3 protein-coding genes are annotated in these 2813 nt (G+C 42.7%); 1 reads left to right on the plus strand and 2 read right to left on the minus strand.

Annotated features, from left to right (window positions below; all coding sequences use genetic code 11):
• Positions 1–540 (minus strand): MFS transporter (locus ACWB1W_RS08145; RefSeq protein WP_479370869.1); only part of this gene is annotated, 540 nt, incomplete at its 3' end.
• Between the two features lies 1 nt (position 541).
• Complete coding sequence (locus ACWB1W_RS08150; protein WP_479370870.1) at positions 542–1156, minus strand: P-II family nitrogen regulator; 615 nt, start codon at positions 1154–1156, stop codon at positions 542–544.
• A 188-nt stretch (positions 1157–1344) separates the two neighbouring features.
• On the opposite strand from ACWB1W_RS08150, the gene ACWB1W_RS08155 reads away from it, so the two are divergent.
• Positions 1345–2813: FAD-dependent oxidoreductase (locus ACWB1W_RS08155; protein ID WP_479370871.1), on the plus strand; the 1469-nt coding region annotated here is incomplete at its 3' end.

Here is a 2813-nt window from a genome sequence, read left to right on the forward strand (position 1 = left end):
AATTGCGGAAAGGACGAAGGTTTTTTCCCAGCCTATAGCCCTTGCTATCGGAGGAAATAGAATTCCGTCAAGAACCGCACCTATGTTTCCGGCAGCGGCAACCCCCAAAACGAGCCCCTGTATCTCCTTAGGATAATTACTACCCGCCATCGGGAGAGCTATCGCAAAGCTTGCACCCGCGACACCTAAGAATACACCCATCCACAGAAGGTCCTCGTAAGAAACTCTGTATCCCGAAAGGAGCATGTATACGTGGGGAACCGAGGAAAGGAGAATACCCATAATCGCTATGTGTTTTCCGTTTATATACTGAAATATGTATCCGAAGTTTATCCTGAATATGGCCGCAGCTATAACGGGTATAGCAACCATAAATCCCTTCTGAGCTCCCGACAGTCCTAAGCTCTCAGCTATGAAGGGTCCTAAAGCACCGAGAAGCAGCCATATGCTGAAGGAATGGTCAAAGTAAATAAAGGAAGCGAATAAAGCCTTCCAGTTTCCGCTTTTTATAGCTTCAAAAACCTCTTTAACCTGTCTCATCTCATAACTCCTTTTTCTTGCTCCTTACGGTCCAAACTTCGGACAACTCGCAAACAAAAACCTTTCCGTCCCCGTAGGCACCTGTGTGAGCTGCCTTGTTAATCGTTTCTACGACTTTATTCGCATCTTTGTCTTCAACCGCTATCATTATCAAGGTCTTTGCAAGCTCATCGTAGGTGGCTTCCCCGGCTTTAAGACCCCCTTCCTTTCCCCTTCCTACAACATCCCACATAGTGAGAGCCTTAAAGCCCGCACTGTCAAGTTCCTTGACTACATCTAGAGCTTTGTCAGGTCTTACAACAGCCTTAATAAGCTTCATACCGCTTACCTCCCCTTCCTTTATCACGAAAATCTTTCCGTCTCCATAATTTCCCGTGTTTGCAACGTCAAGAATAAGCTGAACAACATTCTCGGGAAAATCGGTAAAGATAAGGAAAGCCTTTTTGGGCAGAAAGGGAATTAAAACCTTTTCTCTAAACATACCCTTATACTTGAACCCCCCTTCTTTTCCCCTTCCCTTAACTGTCCAGGAGATGTAAGGTATTCCCTTTTCGGAGAAAACTCTGCTGAGCTCGTAAGATTTCTCCTTTCTTATGACAGCTAAGACTTCCGCCATCTCACAAAGTTAACTGCAAGATTTGTGCCAAAACTTCTTGATGATTTTTCAGGGAAGTTTAAAGATTCGTTTTTACAATTTTGTAAACATGTTAACAAATTCGTCCAAAAGCTACTGAATGCCTCATAGAGGATTAAAGGGCTTTTTATTGGCACGAAATTTGCAAGTTATTTCCTCGGAGGTTGGTTATGAAGATAGCCGTTATAGGAAACGGGATAGCGGGAACCGCACTTGTTGAAGAAGTTCTTCGGTTATCCGAGGGGAAGGAGGTAAGACTTCAGGTATTCGGGGATGAGAGATACATAGGCTACAACAGGATTCTCATAACGGACGTTCTTGCAGGAAGAAAACTCCCGACGGAGATATACATAAAGAGGTGGCAGTGGTATGAGGAAAAGGGTGTAAGGCTGGAAGTAAGTAAAAGGGTTGAGAGAATATTTCCCAATAAGAAGCTTCTTATAACGAAAGACGGGGATATACACAGATACGATAAGGTTGTTATAGCTACCGGAAGTAAGCCCTTTATTCCGCCTATTAAGGGAATAAAAAAGAAAGGAGTATTTACCTACAGAACCCTTGATGACGTCTTTAAAATTCTGGACCTCGCGAGGGTTTCAGAGAGGGCGGTTGTAATAGGGGGAGGGCTTCTGGGTATAGAGGTTGCAAAAGCCTTGGCGGATATAGGCCTTGAAGTGTTTCTTGTCCACATACTTGACACCTTAATGGAACAACAGCTTGATAAAACCGCTTCGGAACTCCTAAGGAGAGATCTCCAACGCATGGGTGTAAAGGTTTTACTCAACAAAAAGACCGAGGAGATTCTGGGGGATAAAAGGGCTAAAGGGGTTAGGTTTTCGGACGGAGAAGAGATAAAAGCGGACTTCGTAATAATAGCAACCGGTATAAGGCCGAACGTAGACGTTGCCCTGAACTCGGGACTTAAGGTAAACAGAGGAATTCTCGTAAACGATTACCTCGAAACCTCAGCAAGTGATGTTTATGCGGTAGGGGAGTGTATAGAACACAGGGGAAAAACCTACGGCCTTGTCGCTCCAATAATGGAACAGGTTAAAGTGTGTGCCCATAACCTTATACACGGCAACAAGAAAAGGTATGAAGGATCCATTACATATGTTATGTTAAAAGTTGCAGGTATAAATCTATTTTCCGCAGGGGATTTTAAGGAGGGAGAGGGAAGGGAGGTTTTATCCTTTTTAGACCAAGGAAAGGGTATTTATAGGAAGGCTGTTATTAAAGAAAACAAGGTAATAGGTACAATACTTTACGGGGATATAAGGGGGAACAACTACATACTTGAACTAATAAAAAGTAAGAAAGATATAAGCGATGAAAGACCATTTTTCCTGATAAAACATATCGTTCCGGAAACAGGTTCACAGGTAAAAGAGCTGAAGGAAACCGATATAGTCTGTAACTGTAATGCGGTAACAAAAGGAGAGATAATAAAGGCCATCCTTGAGAAAGGTGCAAAAACCCTTGAAGATATACAAACCTTAACAAAAGCTTCAACATCATGCGGTAGCTGTTCCGAGCTCGTTGAAGAAATACTAAAAGAATACGTAAAGGAAAAACCCAAAAGGGTTAACAAAATTGAGGTAATAAAGAAGAAACTTCACCCATTTGACGAGGAATTCAA

Source organism: Aquifex sp., assembly GCF_056494385.1.